This is a genomic window from Achromobacter sp. EG18 (assembly GCF_059759395.1).
The window spans coordinates 4,074,288-4,090,720 of the sequence record NZ_CM186213.1; the positions used below are offsets into that span (position 1 = coordinate 4,074,288).

General features: G+C 66.5%; 17 protein-coding genes. 11 read left to right on the plus strand and 6 right to left on the minus strand.

Annotation, left to right across the window (positions count from 1 at the left end; translation table 11 throughout):
* Positions 1-5: 5 nt before the first annotated feature.
* A complete protein-coding gene (locus AC6CR5_RS18620; RefSeq protein ID WP_110135050.1) occupies positions 6-761 on the minus strand; it encodes a c-type cytochrome in 756 nt (251 codons plus the stop codon).
* A gap of 198 nt (positions 762-959) precedes the next feature.
* Between AC6CR5_RS18620 and rapZ the strand changes: the two genes are divergently transcribed.
* Both rapZ and AC6CR5_RS18630 read left to right on the plus strand, forming a co-directional pair.
* Positions 960-1,832 carry an RNase adapter RapZ gene (gene rapZ / locus AC6CR5_RS18625; RefSeq protein WP_006389877.1) on the plus strand — a complete coding sequence of 291 codons (873 nt, stop codon included), beginning with the start codon at positions 960-962 and terminating at the stop codon, positions 1,830-1,832.
* Positions 1,829-2,785: a septal ring lytic transglycosylase RlpA family protein gene (locus AC6CR5_RS18630; RefSeq protein ID WP_024070668.1), complete on the plus strand. Its 957-nt coding sequence runs from the start codon at positions 1,829-1,831 to the stop codon at positions 2,783-2,785. Before rapZ ends, AC6CR5_RS18630 begins: the two co-directional genes overlap by 4 nt.
* Positions 2,786-2,788: 3 nt before the next feature.
* Here AC6CR5_RS18630 and AC6CR5_RS18635 read toward each other — a convergent pair whose 3' ends face one another.
* Together AC6CR5_RS18635 and rsmI are read right to left on the minus strand one after the other, a co-directional pair.
* On the minus strand, positions 2,789-3,406 hold the full coding sequence (locus AC6CR5_RS18635) for a methylated-DNA--[protein]-cysteine S-methyltransferase (protein WP_006389871.1): 618 nt from the start codon (positions 3,404-3,406) through the stop codon (positions 2,789-2,791).
* A gap of 3 nt (positions 3,407-3,409) precedes the next feature.
* Positions 3,410-4,339, minus strand: coding sequence for a 16S rRNA (cytidine(1402)-2'-O)-methyltransferase (rsmI, locus tag AC6CR5_RS18640; protein ID WP_238920562.1), 930 nt, complete (start codon positions 4,337-4,339; stop codon positions 3,410-3,412).
* 66 nt (positions 4,340-4,405) lie between these two features.
* Here rsmI and AC6CR5_RS18645 point away from each other — a divergent pair, with 66 nt between their 5' ends.
* Genes AC6CR5_RS18645 through AC6CR5_RS18660 form a run of 4 tightly spaced genes read left to right on the plus strand, consistent with a single transcriptional unit; the run spans position 4,406 to position 6,743 of the window.
* The gene (locus AC6CR5_RS18645) at positions 4,406-4,885 is read left to right on the plus strand and encodes a YraN family protein (RefSeq protein WP_026382127.1); all 480 of its coding nucleotides are present in this window, start codon (positions 4,406-4,408) and stop codon (positions 4,883-4,885) included.
* 30 nt (positions 4,886-4,915) lie between these two features.
* On the plus strand, positions 4,916-5,509 hold the full coding sequence (locus AC6CR5_RS18650; RefSeq protein WP_006389868.1) for a phosphoheptose isomerase: 594 nt from the start codon (positions 4,916-4,918) through the stop codon (positions 5,507-5,509).
* The gene (locus tag AC6CR5_RS18655) at positions 5,506-6,252 is read left to right on the plus strand and encodes a BON domain-containing protein (protein ID WP_006389867.1); all 747 of its coding nucleotides are present in this window, start codon (positions 5,506-5,508) and stop codon (positions 6,250-6,252) included. The genes AC6CR5_RS18650 and AC6CR5_RS18655 overlap by 4 nt, the downstream gene beginning before the upstream one ends.
* Positions 6,249-6,743 carry a peroxiredoxin family protein gene (locus AC6CR5_RS18660; RefSeq protein WP_026382126.1) on the plus strand — a complete coding sequence of 165 codons (495 nt, stop codon included), beginning with the start codon at positions 6,249-6,251 and terminating at the stop codon, positions 6,741-6,743. Before AC6CR5_RS18655 ends, AC6CR5_RS18660 begins: the two co-directional genes overlap by 4 nt.
* Before the next feature lie 199 nt (positions 6,744-6,942).
* Here the strand turns inward: AC6CR5_RS18660 and AC6CR5_RS18665 are convergent, their stop codons facing one another.
* The gene (locus AC6CR5_RS18665) at positions 6,943-7,731 is read right to left on the minus strand and encodes a MetQ/NlpA family ABC transporter substrate-binding protein (RefSeq protein WP_058665579.1); all 789 of its coding nucleotides are present in this window, start codon (positions 7,729-7,731) and stop codon (positions 6,943-6,945) included.
* Between the two features lie 335 nt (positions 7,732-8,066).
* On the opposite strand from AC6CR5_RS18665, the gene argB reads away from it, so the two are divergent.
* From argB to AC6CR5_RS18690, 5 genes are all read left to right on the plus strand, one after another.
* Complete coding sequence (argB, locus tag AC6CR5_RS18670) at positions 8,067-8,969, plus strand: acetylglutamate kinase (protein ID WP_026382124.1); 903 nt, start codon at positions 8,067-8,069, stop codon at positions 8,967-8,969.
* Positions 8,969-9,715 (plus strand): pyrimidine 5'-nucleotidase, encoded by a 747-nt coding sequence (locus AC6CR5_RS18675; RefSeq protein ID WP_498084807.1) that lies wholly within the window; start codon positions 8,969-8,971, stop codon positions 9,713-9,715. Before argB ends, AC6CR5_RS18675 begins: the two co-directional genes overlap by 1 nt.
* Positions 9,716-9,770: 55 nt before the next feature.
* Positions 9,771-10,346, plus strand: coding sequence for a nucleoid occlusion factor SlmA (slmA, locus tag AC6CR5_RS18680; RefSeq protein ID WP_006389862.1), 576 nt, complete (start codon positions 9,771-9,773; stop codon positions 10,344-10,346).
* Between the two features lie 286 nt (positions 10,347-10,632).
* Entirely contained in the window at positions 10,633-12,126 is a 1,494-nt protein-coding gene (locus tag AC6CR5_RS18685; protein WP_148317399.1) for a DASS family sodium-coupled anion symporter, read from the plus strand.
* A 12-nt stretch (positions 12,127-12,138) separates the two neighbouring features.
* Complete coding sequence (locus AC6CR5_RS18690) at positions 12,139-13,188, plus strand: Ldh family oxidoreductase (protein WP_148317401.1); 1,050 nt, start codon at positions 12,139-12,141, stop codon at positions 13,186-13,188.
* 178 nt (positions 13,189-13,366) lie between these two features.
* Here the strand turns inward: AC6CR5_RS18690 and rodA are convergent, their stop codons facing one another.
* Together rodA and mrdA are read right to left on the minus strand one after the other, a co-directional pair.
* Positions 13,367-14,503, minus strand: a complete 1,137-nt coding sequence (rodA, locus tag AC6CR5_RS18695; protein ID WP_006389859.1) for a rod shape-determining protein RodA — start codon at positions 14,501-14,503, stop codon at positions 13,367-13,369.
* Positions 14,500-16,428: a penicillin-binding protein 2 gene (mrdA, locus tag AC6CR5_RS18700; RefSeq protein WP_006389858.1), complete on the minus strand. Its 1,929-nt coding sequence runs from the start codon at positions 16,426-16,428 to the stop codon at positions 14,500-14,502. The genes rodA and mrdA overlap by 4 nt, the downstream gene beginning before the upstream one ends.
* Positions 16,429-16,433 lie beyond the last annotated feature (5 nt).

Below are 16,433 nucleotides of genomic sequence, written 5' to 3' on the forward strand. Positions count from 1 at the left end.
CCCCCTCAACGCTGCACCTGGCTGCCGCACTCGGCTGGCAGGCGCAGGGAACCGGCCGGTTCGGGCGCATAGTCGTCAGCCACCGGCTGCGACGACAGCCAGGCCGCCAGGGCGCCGATGTCCGCGGGCGTGAGTTTGTGGGCAACGTCGGCCATGCAATCGGGCGCGGCGGCGCGGCGCAGGCCGTTCTTCCAGCTGCCGATCTGCGAGCTGATGTAGTCGCGCGGCAAGCCCAGCAATCCGGGAACGGCGGGCAACAAGCCGCCCAACGAGGCGCCGTGACAGGACGCACAGGCCGGCAGGCCGCGGGCGGCATCGCCGCCGAGCGCCAGCCTGCGGCCGGCTTCCAGCGTGGCGGCGGACACCTCGGCGCGCACCGGCGGCGGATACGGCACGTGCTGCGCCGCGAAGTAGCCGGCCATTTCGTGCAGATAGGCATCCGGCAGGCCCGCCAGCAGGTGCGCCATGGGCCGGTACTGGCGCCGGTCGTCGCGGAAATTGAGCAGTTGGTGGTAGAGGTATTCCTGCGGCTTGCCGGCCAGGCGCGGGTAATAACCGTCGGCGCCGGCGCGGCCCTGCTCGCCATGACAGGCCGTACAGGCCGCCACCCGGGCCGCCATGGTGCCGGGCTGCAATACCTGGGGCGTGTCCTGGGCCAGCACGGGGGCTGCGGAAAAGGCCACAACGGCGGCGGCCAGAAGCCGGGATTTTGCCCAAAACCGTGGCAGTGAAACACTACGAAAGGAAATGAAGGCTAACATCTAGGGCCAGTTAACACTAAGTCGAACCAACCCCGGAAGCGCATGGCGGCGGGGCGCGTAGATGAATCTCGGTCGTGTGCCGGTGCCCAAGCTTACGCCAGGGGCGGTAAAACGGTACAGGCGCAGATCCGCAGTTTACGGCCATATCAGATGCCAACCGCCGGCATCCTCCCGGAAAAGCGTGCCACAATCATGTCCATGTTGAAAGTCGTCCTCGTCACCGGCATCTCAGGCTCAGGCAAGTCCGTCGCCCTGCGCATGCTCGAGGACGCCAGCTACACCTGCGTCGACAACCTGCCGGTGCGGTTCCTGACAGAATTCATCGCCAATGCCCGTGACGACGGCCTGGAACGCGTGGCGGTCGCCATCGACGTGCGTTCGCCGGGCGAGCTGGCCGAACTGCCGGACGTGGTCACCGCGCTGCGCGCCATGGGAACCAGCCTGCGCGTGGTGTTCCTGGACGCCAGCACCGACACCCTGGTGCAACGCTACTCCGAATCGCGCCGCCGCCATCCGCTGACCGACCGGCTGCAACGCGGCGGCACCGCGCCGTCGCTGACCGACTGCATCGCGCTCGAACGTGAACTGCTGGCGCCGCTGCGCGAGCAGGAACACGTCATCGACACCTCGGAACTCACCCCGGGCCAGCTGCGCGCCTGGATCCGCGACCTGATCCAGGCCGATCGCGCGCCGCTGGTGCTGACCTTCGAATCGTTCGCCTACAAGCGCGGCGTGCCGCGCGATGCCGACCTGGTGTTCGACGTGCGCTGCCTGCCGAACCCCTATTACGACCGCAACCTGCGTCCGCTGACCGGCCGCGACGAGCCCGTCGCCACCTGGCTGGCCGGTTATGAACAGGTGGGCCAGATGATCGACGACATCACCGGCTTCCTGAACCGCTGGCTGCCGCAATACACGCAAGACACCCGCAACTACCTGACGGTCGCCATCGGTTGCACCGGCGGCCAGCATCGTTCGGTCTACGTGGTCGAAGAGCTGGCCAAGCGCTTTGCCGACCACGACCCACTGCTGGTGCGCCATCGCACCCAACTGCCCGACGAATCCGCATGATCCTGTCCCGCCCGCTCCATATCCTGATGATGCTGTTGCTGGCCATTGCCGTGGCCGGCTGCTCTTCCACCGGGGGACGCAAGAAAGGCGGCGGGTACTACAAGGACGATGGCCCGGACGCCAATCCGCCGTCCAACCTGGACCAGGTTCCGGACGCGGTGCCGCGCATCGAGCCCTACGCCAGCGGCGCCAACCGGCCGTACGTGGTGTTCGGCCAGCGCTACGTGCCGGATACCAGCGGCCAACCCTACAAGCGCCAGGGCATCGCCTCGTGGTACGGCAAGAAGTTCCACGGCAACTCCACTTCCATCGGCGAACCGTACGACATGTACGCCATGACGGCGGCCCACACCACGCTGCCGATCCCGAGCTACGCGCGCGTCACCAGTCTGGTAAACGGCAAGACCATCGTCGTGCGGGTCAATGACCGCGGGCCATTCCACAGCGACCGCATCATGGACCTGTCGTACGTGGCGGCCTACAAGCTGGGCATCATCGGGCCGGGCAGCGGCCAGGTGGTGGTCGAGAGCATCGGACAGGACGAGATCCGCCGCCTGGCCTCGCAGGGCACGCCGGCGCCGATGCCCGCCTCGGCGACCGGCTCCACGCCGGTGGCCACGCCCGTTGCCGCCGCGCCGGTGGCGCTGGAACCCCAGCCGCTGGCGCAGCAGCCCGCGCCCGCGCCGGGCAGCGCGCCGGTGCGCCCGATGGGCGCAGCCGGCAGCGTCTACCTGCAGGTGGGCGCGTTCAGCCAGCCGGCCAACGCGCAATCACTGGTCAGCCGCATCAATACGCAACTGGGCGCCGAGGGCGCGCCCGCGGCCGCGGTGGAGCAGGCCAACAATCTGTACCGCGTCAAGATCGGGCCCTATCCGGATCGCCAGAGCGCCTTGAACGCGGTACAGCTGGTGTCCGACCGCCTCGGCATCACCCCCAGCATCGCCGCGCAATAACGCCTACCTTGCCGGCGGCCAGTCGAACGTCGGCAACTCGAACGGCAGTTGCGCCTGCCCGTCGCAAACCCGGCGCGCGCGCGGATTGCGGCTCAGGTACTGGCTGCCTTCGTGCTTGAGCAGCGCCTGCTTGCGCGGCAGGCCGCCGCCAAACCCGGTCAGTGAGGTGTCCGCGCCGATCACGCGATGGCAGGGGATGATGATACTGACCGGATTGCGCCCGACCGCGCCGCCGATCGCCTGGGCCCCCTTGGGACGCCCCACGACGCGCGCCAGTTCGCCATAACTGGCAAGCTGGCCGAAATCCAGCGTGCACAGGGCGCGCCAGACCTCGTGCTGGAACGGCGTGCCGACCGGATCGAGCGCCACGTCGAAATCGCGGCGCTCGCCGGCATACCACTGGTCCAGTTCGCGCCGCGCCTGTTCCAGGATGGGATCCGATTCGTCGAGCACCCAGCCGTCGGCCGGGGGCAGCGACATCTGGTCGGTGAACCAGGCGCCGCGCAGGCCCCTGGCGCTGGCCACCAGCCGCATTTCACCCAAAGGCGTGGGCATGTCCCGATAGACCACGCGTTCGGCCGCTTCGCCGGGACGCTTGCGTGCCTGTGCGATGTAGATCATGGCTTACGAATTCTTGCGGGCCAGGGCCCGGTTGTACAGGACGTCGCGCGACAGGCCGGTGACCTTGGCCGCAACCTTCGAGGCATCGCGCAGGGACAGGGTTTCCAGCAGCGCGTCCAGCAACGCGTCGGCGCGCGGGTCGGCGTCTTCGTCGACCTCGCCACCCGCCTGGGCATGCGCGATCAGCACGAATTCCCCCTGCTCGCGATGCGCGTCGGCTGCCAGCCAGGCGGCGGCCTCGGACAGCGGAAACGTGGCGATCTCCTCGAAACGCTTGGTCAATTCACGGGCCACCGTCACCAGGCGGGCGGGGCCACAGACCTCCAGCAGATCCGCCAGGGTCGCCGCGAGCCGATGCGGCGATTCGAACATCACCACCGGCGCGGGCAACGCGCACCAGGTGCGCAGCCAGCGCTGGCGGGCCGCGGCCTTGGATGGCGCAAAGCCGGCGAACGCGTATGCGGGATTTTCGTCGGTGGTGACGCCGCTGCCCATCAAGGCGGCGATCACCGCGCTGGGGCCGGGCACCGGCACCACGGCGAAACCGGCTTCACGGACCGCGCGCACCACGCGCGCCCCGGGGTCGCTGACCGCCGGCGCACCGGCGTCCGACACCAGCGCCACGCGCTGGCCCTGGGCCAGGCGTTCGCAGATGGCCTGCGCCGCCGCCGCTTCATTGTGTCGGTGAGCCGCCATCAGGGGCGTGCCGACGCCCCAGGCATCCAGCAGGGTGCGGCTGGCGCGGGTGTCTTCGGCCGCGATCACGTCGGCGCGCTGCAGCGCGTGCCAGGCCCGCAACCCCAGGTCGCCCAGATTGCCGATCGGCGTGGCCACCACATACAGCGTCGAGGCCGGCCAATGCTGCCCGGCCACGCGTTCAGCCACGCGGGCCCAGGCATCGCCGGCCACCGGGGGTGAGACATTTTGGTTCATTGCAGCCTACTTACACGGAAAACCATGCCAGTGTAGCCGCCATCGCCCCCCCGTTTCGGAACTGGCATGACGGTTGACACATTCGCTTTCGAGCTCGCCCTGGCGGCACGCCGCCGCGCCGAAAAACGCCGCCGCCGCGCGGCGCGACGCGCCGGCCCCGCGGACCGCCCGCCTCCCCGGCGCTCGCCCCGCCAACGCACCGGCGACGCCCATGAAGACGCCGCGCTGCGCCTGCTGCAGGCCGCCGGTCTGGTGCTGCTGGCGCGCAACCTGCACTGCCGCGCCGGCGAGATCGACCTGGCCATGCGTGAAGGCGACATCCTGGTGCTGGTCGAAGTGCGTTCACGCCAGGCAGACGCCTTTGGCGGCGCGGCCGCCAGCATCGGCCGCGACAAACAGGCGCGGCTGGCGCGCGCGGCGGCCCACTGGCTGCCCGAGCTGGCCCGACGCCATTGGCGCGGCAGGCCGCCCGCGGTCCGCTTCGACGCCGTGCTCTTCGACGGCGGCCAGGTCCGGTGGCTACGCGCGGCGTTCGAGCTGCCTTGATCGGGCGCCGCCCGTGAGATAATCGCGGCCATGGATATGACCTCTCGAATGACGTCGCACTTTCGCGACGCCATGGCCACGTACGAACAAAGCATGAACGTGCTGGCCGAGCCGCTGGCGATCGCGGTGGACGTGCTGTTTGGCGCCCTGGCCAACAACGGCAAGATTCTGGCCTGCGGCAACGGCGGCTCGGCCGCCGACGCGCAACATTTCATCGCCGAACTGGTGGGCCGCTTCGAACGCGAACGCCTGCCCCTGGCCGGCATCGCCCTGAACACCGACACCTCGATCCTGACCGCCGTCGGCAATGACTACGGTTTCGACGAAGTGTTCGAACGCCAGGTCAACGCCTTTGGCCAAGCCGGCGACGTGCTGGTGGCCATTTCCACCAGCGGCAATTCGCCCAATGTGGTGCGCGCCATGGAGGCGGCCGCCAGCCGTGAAATGCATGTGCTGGCCCTGACCGGCAAGGGCGGCGGCGTCATGGGGGAACTCATCACGCCAATGGACGTCCATCTATGTGTTCCCAGCGATCGCACCATGCGCATCCAGGAAGTCCATATACTGCTGTTGCATGCGCTTTGCGACGGCATTGACGCTCTTCTGCTTGGAGACACCGAATGATTTCAGACGCCAGAACCGCCGCCCGCCCCCTGCTGCTCGCCGCGGCCCTGTCCGGCGCCGCGCTGTCGCTGTCGGCCTGCGCGCCCCTGATCGTGGGCGGCGCGGCCGCCACCACCGCCGTCGTCGTCACCGACCGGCGCACCTCGGGGATCCAGCTCGAAGACCAGAACATGGCCTTCAAGGCCCAGAAGCAGATCTCCGACAAGCTCGGCGACGCGGCGCGCGTCAACGCCATGGCGTACGGCGGCCACCTGCTGCTGACCGGAGACGTGCCCACCGAGGAAGCCAAGTCGCAGGCCACCGCCATCGCCCAGGGCGTCGAGAACGTCAAGCAGGTGGTCAACCAGCTCACCGTCGGTCCGATCGCGTCGTTCGGCGTGCGCTCGAACGACACCTGGCTGACGTCCAAGGCCAAGACCGCGCTGATCAACACCAAGTACGTGCCCTCCGGCACCATCGCCGTCACCACCGACCACAGCGTCGTCTACCTCATGGGCAAGGTGACGCAGGCCGAGGGCGACTACGCCGCCAACGCGGTGGCCGACCTCGGCGGCGTGGCAAAAGTGGTAAAACTGTTCGAGACCATCAGCCGCGAGGAAGCGATCCGCCTGTCCAGCAGCGGCAGCAAGTCGACCACCACGGAAACCAAGGCCCCCATCGAAAGCGGCGCGGGCGCTGCCGACAGCGGCAGCAGCGCGCCCAGCAGCGGTGGCAGTGCCGTAGAGGCGATGCCCATCAAATGAAAAAAGCCATCGTAGCCCTGGCCGTCCTGGTGGCGGTCGGCGTCGGCGCCTGGTTCACCCTGCGCCCCACGCAAACCGCGCCCGACGTCACCTTCACCACGCTGGAGGGCAAGACCTTCTCCATGCAGGACCTGCGCGGCAAGGTGGTCCTGGTGAAGTTCTGGGCCACCAGCTGTGTCACCTGTGTCAAGCAGATGCCGGAAACCATCTCGGCCTACAACGAGTACGCGGGCAAGGGCTACGAGGCCATCGCGGTCGCCATGGACTACGACCCGCCCAACTACGTGCTGAACTTCAGCGAAAGCCGCAAACTGCCGTTCCCGGTGGCGCTGGACACCAAGGGCGACATCGCCCGCGCCTTTGGCGACATCCGCCTGACGCCCACGGCCTTCCTGATCGACAAACAGGGACGCATTATCAAGCGCTACCTGGGCGAGTACGACGTGGCCGAATTCCATGCCACCGTCGAGAAGGCACTGGCCGCGGGCTGAACCCCGGTCCGCTTGGCCGCCGCCATGAACCGCCCGCCTGCCGGGCGGTTTTCATTTGGCCGCGGCCGGCCCGCCGGCCTCGGCCACACCCCGGGCCGATCCCCGCCGCCCCCCTGGCCCCATGTCCGAAGCCAGCGGCTGGCCCAAAAAGAAACCGCCCGCATGATGCGGGCGGTTTCGGCAGGGGGAAGCGTCGCGATCAGAACGCCGGCACCACGGCGCCCTTGTATTTCTCGACGATGAACTTCTTCACCTCGGGCGAATGCAGCGCATTGACCAGCTTCTTGATTCCCGGCGCGTCCTTGTTGTCCGAGCGGGTCACCAGGATGTTGGCGTACGGCGAATCCGAACCCTCGATGAACAGCGCGTCCTTGGTCGGCACCAGGCCGGCTTCGAGCGCGTAGTTGGTGTTGATCAGGGCCAGGTCGACGTCGTCCAGCGAGCGCGGCAGCATGGCGGCCTCGAGTTCGCGGAACTTCAGCTTCTTGGGGTTATCGGTCACGTCCGCGGCGGTCGCCAGGATGTTGGAGGGATCCTTCAGCTTGATGACGCCCTGCTTCTGCAGCAACACCAGCGCGCGCCCGCCATTGGACGGATCGTTCGGGATGGCGACGGTGGCGCCGTCCTTCAGTTCGGCCAGGGTCTTGATCTTCTTGGAGTAACCGCCGAAAGGTTCGACGTGGACCAGGGCGACCGGCACCAGCGTGGCCTTGCGGTCCTTGTTGAAGGTGTCCAGATACGGCTTGTGCTGGAAGAAATTGGCGTCGAGCTGCTTGTCGGCCAGTTGCAGGTTGGGCTGGACGTAGTCGTTGAACACCTTGATGTCGAGTTCCACGCCTTCCTTGGCCAGCTGCGGCTTGACCACTTCCAGGATCTCGGCATGCGGCACCTGGGTGGCGCCCACCACGATCTTTTCGGCATGGGCGGCGGTGGCTGCCACCAGCAGGGCCGACGCCACCAGGGCGGAACGGACGAAATTCAAACGCATGAGTTGCCTCTTTTATAGGTAGAAATTTGGGGGCATATGCCCGGCCGGTGTGGAGATTCCCCCTTGTGAGGGGTGCTCCGTTGCGAAAACGCCCCCAATTTACCCGAATGCCGGTTATTTGTCGGGCATAACAACATGGGTTTAAAGCATAAGCAACCTGCGGGTACTACAATCCGTCGTATGCTTGCGCTAGCGCGTTGCCAACGCGTTCCTGTGCAGGCATTTTTTTACTGCCGGACCTCACGCCCCCACGGGGGGCAATGCCTGTCCGCCATCGCTGGCGCAGGCTTTCAACCTCTAACTTTCATACCCTACTTATTGCCGACTTAGCTGCCATGACCGACACCCCCGACCCTGCTGCCGTCTCGTCTCCCGCTGTCAAAGCCGCGGTGCTCTCCGAAGCGCTGCCTTATATCCGACGATTCCACGGCAAAACCATCGTGGTCAAGTACGGCGGCAACGCCATGACGGAAGAGCGCCTGCAGCGCAGCTTCGCGCATGACGTGGTGTTGCTCAAGCTGGTGGGTCTGAATCCGGTGGTGGTGCATGGCGGCGGCCCGCAGATCGACGACGCGCTGCGCCGCATCGGCAAGCAGGGCACCTTCATCCAGGGCATGCGCGTCACCGATGCCGAGACCATGGAAGTGGTCGAATGGGTGCTGGGCGGCCAGGTCCAGCAGGACATCGTCATGATGATCAACGAGGTCGGCGGCAAGGCCGTGGGCCTGACCGGCAAGGACGGCGGACTGATCCAGGCCCAGAAGAAGCTGATGGCCAACAAGGAAAACCCGGCCGAACCGATCGACATCGGTTTCGTCGGCGACATCACCCTGGTCGAGCCGGCGGTGGTCAAGGCCCTGCAGGACGACCAGTTCATTCCGGTCATCTCGCCCATCGGCTACGGTGAAGACGGCACCGCCTACAACATCAACGCCGACGTCGTCGCCGGCAAGATGGCCGAAGTGCTGGGCGCCGAAAAGCTGCTGATGCTGACCAACACCCCGGGCGTGCTGGACAAGGGCGGCAAGCTGCTGCGCAGCCTGTCGGCCCAGACCATCGACGAGCTGTTCGCCGACGGCACCATCTCTGGCGGCATGCTGCCCAAGATCTCGTCGGCGCTGGATGCCGCCAAGAATGGCGTCAATTCGGTGCACATCGTCGACGGCCGCGTGCCGCACTGCCTGTTGCTGGAAATCCTGACCGACCAAGGCGTTGGCACGATGATCAGCTCGCACTGATGCGAGCGCTGCGCACCCTGCTGCGGCCGACGGTGCGCCAGCGCCGCTCGCGCCGCACGACCACGGGCGCCCCCGGGCGCCTGTGGTTGTTCGACCTGGACAACACGCTGCACGATACGTCGCATGCGATCTTCCCTCGGATCGACCATGGCATGACCATGGCGGTGGCCGAGGCGCTGGAGGTCGACGTCGACACCGCCAATGCCGTGCGCAAGCAGTACTGGCAGCGCTATGGCGCCACGATGATCGGCATGGTCCGGCACCATGGCGTGGACCCGCATGTCTTCCTGCACCGCAGCCATGATTTCGACGTCAATCCGCTCGTGCGCGCCGAAAAGGCGCTGGCGTACAAGCTGAAGCAACTGCCCGGGCGCAAGGTACTGCTGACCAACGCGCCGCTGCATTACGCGCGCGCGGTGCTGCGGCGGCTGGGCATCCTGCGCCAGTTCGACAGCCTGTGGGCCATCGAGCACATGCGCCTGCATGGCGAATTCCGCCCCAAGCCATCGCCGGCGCTGCTGCGCTACGTGCTGGCGCGCGAAGGCGTGCCGGCGCGCCAGGCGGTGCTGGTGGAAGACACCCTTGCCAATCTGCGCGGCGCGCGGCGCGCCGGGCTGCGCACGGTGCATGTGTTCCATCCCGGCAGCCCGTTCGCGCGCGGCCGCGCGCAACGGCCGGCCTACGTCGACTTGCGGGTAAACTCCGTCAGTGATTTGCTGCTGCGCCGGCGCCCCTTGCGGGGTTGACCGCCGACGCGCCTTCCCTCCTCCACCGTCAGCCTGCGTAACACCAGACCCGTCCATGGCGAGCAAACCCGGCGAGCGCAAGACCCAGATTCTGCAGACCCTGGCCGAGATGCTGGAGCAGCCGCACGCCTCGCGCATCACCACGGCGGCGCTGGCCGCGCGCCTGGCGGTATCGGAAGCCGCGCTTTATCGGCATTTCGCCAGCAAGGCGCAGATGTTCGAAGGGCTGATCGAATTCATCGAAACCAGCATTTTCACGCTGGTGAACCAGATCGCCATCGCCGAGCCCTATGGCCTGTCGCAGGCGCACCAGACGGTGTCGATGCTGCTGACGTTCTCGGAACGCAATCGAGGCATGACGCGGGTGCTGACGGGTGACGCCCTGGTCACCGAGGACAATCGCCTGCAGGAACGGATCAACCACATCAACGACCGCATCGAGGCGTCGTTGAAGCAATCGCTGCGTATCGCCGTGACCGACGGCGGCCTGCCGCCCGAGGCCAACGTGGCCGCGCACGCCAGCCTGCTGACGCACCTGGTGCTGGGGCGGTGGCTGCGCTATGCGCAGAGCGGCTGGCGCGTGGCGCCCACGCTGCACCTGGACGAGCAATTGCGCCTGGCGTTGGGCTGATCTCATTCGCGTCATAACACGAACGAATTAACTGCCTCGCACGGGTGGTGTTGCAGTATTTGTTTGTTTTTATGCAACATTCGCAGGGTTGCGATTTTTGCCGGCCGACGAGCATAATCTCCGGAGCGGGTTTCCGACAAGCACGATTGTCCGTCGAATTGATACGTATCAATACGGGTTTTCCTTAATGCCGTCACGATCATTCTGTAGCGTCGACACTTCGCTTTGATCCAGCCCAAGGCTTGGCAACGGGGTGTCGTCAGTTTGACCTCAACCGGAGATGGATATGACTGCGGAAACCGCTGTCCCTGCCTCGCAAGCCCCCAAGAAAACCAAAATCCCGATCGGCCTGGTCGCCGGCTTCATCGTCATGATCGGCGTGCTGATGCTGCCCTTGCCGGCCGACCTGCCCGTTGCCGGCCATCGCATGCTGGCGATCCTGGCGTTCGCGGTGGTGGTGTGGATCACGGAAGCCGTGTCCTACGAAGCCAGCGCGATCATGATCACGACGCTGATGGCCTTCCTGCTGGGCACCGCGCCCACCATCAAGGATCCGCAGGTGGTCTACGGCACGTCGGCCGCCATCAGCATGGCGCTGACCGGCTTCGCCAACTCGGCGCTGGCGCTGGTCACCGGCGCCCTGTTCATCGCCGCGGCCATGACCTTCACCGGACTGGATCGGCGCATCGCGCTGGTGACGCTGTCCAAGGTCGGAACCAGCACGCGGCGCATCCTGATCGGATGTATCGCCGTGACCATCGTGCTGAGCCTGGTGGTGCCCAGCGCGACCGCCCGCAGCGCGGCCGTGGTGCCCATCATGATGGGCGTGATCGCGGCCTTTGGCGTGGACAAGCGCTCGAACATCGCCGCCGGCATCATGATCATCGTGGCGCAGGCCACCAGCATCTGGAACGTCGGCATCCAGACCGCGGCCGCGCAGAACCTGCTGACGGTCGGCTTCATGGAAAAGATGCTGGGCCAGCGCGTGGCCTGGTCGGACTGGCTGATCGCCGGCGCGCCGTGGTCGCTGATCATGTCGGCGGTGCTGATCATCATCGTGCTCAAGCTGCTGCCGCCGGAAAGCGACAGCATCGCGGGGGGCAAGGAAGCTGTCGAGAAATCGCTGCTTGAATTGGGCCCCATGACGGGCGCGCAAAAGCGCCTGATGGCCGTGTCGGTCATGCTGCTGCTGTTCTGGTCGACCGAAGGCAAGCTGCACAAGTTCGACACCACCTCCACCACCTACTTCGGCCTGGTGCTGCTGCTGTTGCCGCGCTTTGGCGTGATGACCTGGAAAGACGTGCAATCACGCATTCCATGGGGCACTGTGATCGTGTTCGGGGTCGGCATCAGCCTGGGCACCGCGTTGCTGACCACGCAGGCCGGCCAATGGCTGGGCAACCAGGTGGTGGCGCACACGGGTCTGGACCACCTCGGCCCGCTGGCCATCTTCGCGATCCTGTCGGCCTTCCTGATTGTCATCCACCTGGGGTTCGCCAGCGCCACCGCGCTGACCTCGGCGATGCTGCCGATCCTGATCTCGGTGCTGGCCACGCTGCCGGGCGACTTCAGCCGCCTGGGCATGACCATGCTGCTGGGCTTTGTGGTCAGCTATGGCTTCATCCTGCCGATCAACGCGCCGCAGAACATGGTGTGCCTGGGCACGGAAACCTTCAACGCCAAGCAGTTCGCCAAGGTCGGCATCCTGGTCACCGTCATCGGCTATGCGCTGATGATGCTGATGGGCATGACCTACTGGCGCTGGCTGGGCTGGCTGTAAGGAGATCAGGTCATGAAAATCTCCATTGCCCAAGCCAATGAATACGGCCGTCGCGTGCTGATGGCGCAAGGCGTGCCGGAAGATATCGCGCGCGACGTGGCCGAGCACCTGGTGGAGTCCGACCGCGTCGGCTACACCAGCCACGGCCTGTCGATCCTGACCAACTATCGGCGTGTGCTGGCCGAAGGCCTGGCGCAGGCCGACGGCCGCCCCGAACTGCTCAACGACCGTGGCGCCATGCTGGCCTACGACGGCCACAACGGCCTGGGCCAGTACGTGGGCAAGACCGTGATCGAGCAAGCCATCGAGCGCACGCAGGCGCACGGCCAGTGCATCCTGACACTGCGCCGCAGCCACCACCTGGGCCGCATGGGCCACTACGGCGAGATGGTGGCGGCCAAGGGTCTGATCCTGCTGGCCTTCACCAACGTGATCAACCGCGCCCCCACCGTGGCGCCGTTCGGCGGCGCGCGCGCCTGCCTGACGACCAATCCGCTGTGCTTTGCCGGCCCGTTGCCGGGCGGCCGCCCGCCGTTCATCGTCGACATGGCGACCAGTTCGATCGCGGTGAACAAGGCCCGCGTGCTGGCGGCCAAGGGCGAGCAGGCGCCGCCGGGCTCGCTGATCGATGCGCAAGGCAATCCGACCACGGATCCGGGCGCGCTGTTCACCGATCCGCCGGGCGCGCTGCTCCCGTTCGGCGGCCACAAGGGTTACGCGATGGGCCTGGTGGCCGAGCTGCTGGCGGGCGTGCTGTCCGGCGGCGGCACGATCCAGCCGGAACACCCGCGCAACGGAGTGGCCACGAACAATATGTTCGCGCTGCTGCTGGATCCGCAGGTGGACTTCAATACGGACTGGCGCTCGATGGAAGTGGGCGCGTTCATCGACTACCTGCATGCCTGCCCGCCCCAACCGGGCGTGGATGGGGTTCAGTACCCGGGCGAGTACGAAGCCCGCAACCGCGAGCTGAACGCGGAGTCGCTGGAATTCGCGCCCCCAATCTGGGATGGATTGAAGAAGCTGGCCGCGGACTTAGGGGTGCCTGAAGCGTTGCCTTGAGGGTTTGTGTTTACGGTTGTTTTTGCGGGCGGCTCAGGGGTTCTTGAGCCGCCCGTTGCGTTGGCGGGCGGGGCGGCGGGGCTACGATTGCGGTCCGGAGCCTTCGCTCCGGACCGCAATCGTAGGCGCGCCCACCCGTGCGCCCACCGCCCCGGGCGGCCCACGAAGAAAAAAAAGCTCAGCTTTTGACCGACCGATGCCGACTGATGCTCATCATGATCCCAAACGCGATCCCCATGGTGAACAACGCCGTGCCGCCGTAACTCATGAACGGCAGGGGCACCCCGACCACAGGCAGAATCCCCGTCACCATGCCCACGTTCACAAATACATAAATGAACAGCATCATCGTCAACGCCCCGGACAGCAACCGCCCGAACTGCGATGACGCGCGCGAAGCGATGGTCAGGCCGCGGGCCATCATCAGGCCATACAGAACCAGGATGGCGATACCGCCGTACAGGCCGAATTCCTCGGCGTAGACGGCGAAGATGAAGTCGGTGGTGCGTTCGGGGATGAAGTCCAGGTGCGTCTGCGTGCCCTTCATGTAGCCCTTGCCGTAGACCCCGCCCGAGCCCACCGCGATCATCGACTGGATGGTGTGGAAACCCTTGCCGAGCGGGTCGGAGCTGGGGTTGAGCAGCGTGCAGACGCGGTGCTTCTGGTAGTCGTGCAGCACCACCCAGTTGACGTCCGGTTCGCACAGCTGGTCTTCGTAGTACACCAGTGTGCCGATGGCGATGATGCCCGCCAGCATGACCGGCACCAGCAGCTTGAACGACAGTCCGGCGAAGTAGATGACGAAGAAGCCGGCGCCGAAGACCAGCAGCGCGGTGCCCAGGTCGGGTTGCAGCACGATCAGCCCGAAGGGCGCGGCCAGCATCGCGGCGGCGGCCAGGAAGTCGCGGATGCGCACCGCGCCCTCGTGGCGCTGGAAATACCAGGCCAGCATCATGGGCACGGCGATCTTCATCATTTCGGACGGCTGGATACGGGTCACGCCCAGGTTGAGCCAGCGCGTCGCGCCCTTGCTGGTCTCGCCGAAGAATTCCACCCCCAGCAGCAGCACCACGCCGATCACATAGAACGGCAGCGCCAGCTTCATCAGCCATTTGGGCGGGATCAGCGCCATGGTCCACATGGCGAAAAAGGCGATGATGAAATTGCGCGACTGTTCGGCGAAGCGCCAGTCGGTGCCGCCCACCGCCGAATGCATGACCGTCAGGCCGAGCGCCGCGAACATGAGCAGGATCGCCAGCAGCGGCCAGTCGAAGGCCGTGAAGACGCGCAGCAGGATCAGGCCGAGACGCTTCATTGTTGGCGCACCAGATCGGAGGTGATGTTTTCGACCGAGGCCGTCGACGCGTTGCGCTCGGGGCGCTGGATCTTGTCCTGGCGATCCTTGGCCAGCCAGTAGTCGAACACCTTGCGCGCCACCGGCGCGGCGACGCTGGCGCCCCAGCCGGCGTTTTCGACGATCAGCGCGACGGCGATGCGCGGGTGTTCCAGCGGCGCGAAACCCATGAACAGCGCGTGATCGCGCAGGCGTTCGTCGATGGCGCTGGCGCGGTAGTGGCCGCCACGCAGGCTGAACACCTGGGCCGTGCCGGTCTTGCCGGCGGCCTGATAGGGCGCGTTGGCGAAGGCGCGGCGCGCGGTGCCGGCGCGGACCACGTCGGCCATGGCGTTCTTGATGACGTCGACGTTGGCCTGTTTGAGGGGGATGCGGTAGTCGGGCGCGGATTCCGTAGGCTTGGCCACGCCCGAACGCGGGTCGCGCACCGCGTGCACCAGGTGCGGACGGCGGTACAGCCCGTTATTGGCCAGGGTCGAGGTGCCCTGCGCCAGTTGCAGCAGGGTGAAGGCGTTGTAGCCCTGCCCCACCGCCACCGAAATCGTCTCGCCGGCGTACCAGCGCTGGCGGTCCTTGTCCTTGTAGGCCGAACGCTTCCACTCGGTCGACGGCAGCACGCCGCGCTTCTCGCCTTCGAGATCGATGCCAGTGATCTGGCCAAAGCCGAACTGCTTGGTGAAATCATGCAGCGCGTTCACGCCGATCTCGGGGCCGAGCGAATAGAAGTACGTGTCCGACGACACCACGATGGCCTTGTGCATGTCGGTCATGCCATAGGCGGCGCCGCCGGCGTTGCGGAATTTCTGGCCGCCGAACTCGTAGTAGCCGGGGTCCGAGATGCGGTCGGTGGCGCGGCGCTTGCCCAGTTCCAGCGCCGCCAGGCCGACGAAAGGCTTGTAGGTGGAACCGATCGGATAGGTGCCGTACAGCGGGCGGTTGATCAGCGGGTGGTCCGGCGACTCGTTCAGCATGCGCCAGTTGTCCACGTCGATGCCGTCGACGAACAGGTTCGGATCGAACGAGGGCTGCGAGACGAAGGCCAGCACCTCGCCAGTGTCGGGATCGATCGCCACCAGCGCGCCGCGCTGGCCCTCGAAGGCTTCCTCGGCCACCTTCTGCAGGCCCAGATCGATCGACAGCATGATGTCGGAGCCGGGTACCGGGTCGATGCGGCGCAACGTGCGCATGGGGCGGCCGCCCGCGGTCACTTCGACCTCTTCCAGGCCGGTGCGGCCATGCAAGGCTTCTTCCCAGGTCTTCTCGATGCCCTTCTTGCCGATTACGTCGGTACCGCGATAGTTGCCCAGCAGGCCGGCGCGTTCGAGCTCCTCGTTGTCGTTTTCGGCGATGCGGCCGATGTAGCCCACCACGTGGGCGGCGGACTGCCCTTGCGGATATTCGCGCACCCAGCGGGCGCGCAGCTCGACGCCAGGGAACTGGAAGGCGTGGGCCGCGAACCAGGCCGCTTCGGTCTCGTTGAGGTTGTTGCGCAGCTGCAGGCTGGCGTAGCGGCTGGATTCGGCGGCGCGGCGCTTGAAGCGGCGTTGATCGGCCGGGCTGATGTAGACCACCTCGGTCAGGCGCTCGAACAGCGCATTCATGTTGCCGGCCTGGGCGGGCACCACTTCGAGGGTGTAGGTGCGGTAGTTGCGCGCCAGCACTTCGCCATTGCGGTCGAGGATCTCGCCGCGGCGCGGCGGGATCGGCACGACCGCGATGCGGTTGCGGTCGGCGCGTTCGGACAGGCCTTCGTAACGGTCGACCTGCAAGTACCAGAATCGGCCTATCAGCACGCCGAAGCAGACCAGCGCAAAGATGCCGCCGACCCAGGCGCGCAGGCGGAAGCGCTGCTTCTGCTGCTGGCCGGTTTTCTTGAATTCGAACATGAGAC